1 protein-coding gene is annotated in these 265 nt (G+C 44.9%); it reads left to right on the top strand.

The annotated features are described in order from the left end of the window. Window positions 1–265, top strand: a 265-nt coding sequence (locus tag J5474_RS22560; protein WP_209364259.1) for a diguanylate cyclase domain-containing protein, incomplete at both ends; no start/stop codon positions are given.

The following is a 265-nucleotide window of genomic DNA, read 5'->3' as shown; positions in this document are numbered from 1 at the left end:
CTATTGCCAAAACCATCAAGAATGCGATCCGACATATGGACTTTGTAGCGCGTTATGGCGGGGAGGAGTTTGTGGTGCTCTTGCCAGAAACGGATGCACATGGTGCTTATGCGGTGGCTTCAAATATCTTTAAGGCGATTGACCGTCTGGAAATTCCACATGAAAAATCCTTGGTTGCGAAACATATCACCATCAGTTTAGGCATTACCGTTTATCGTGGTGAAGATGATATTGATAAAGACGCCTTATTGGGAATCGCGGATCA

The sequence above is a fragment of the Sagittula salina genome (assembly GCF_017813235.1).
Lineage (GTDB): Bacteria > Pseudomonadota > Alphaproteobacteria > Rhodobacterales > Rhodobacteraceae > Sagittula > Sagittula salina.
This window is presented reverse-complemented; position numbering and strand designations above follow the sequence as displayed.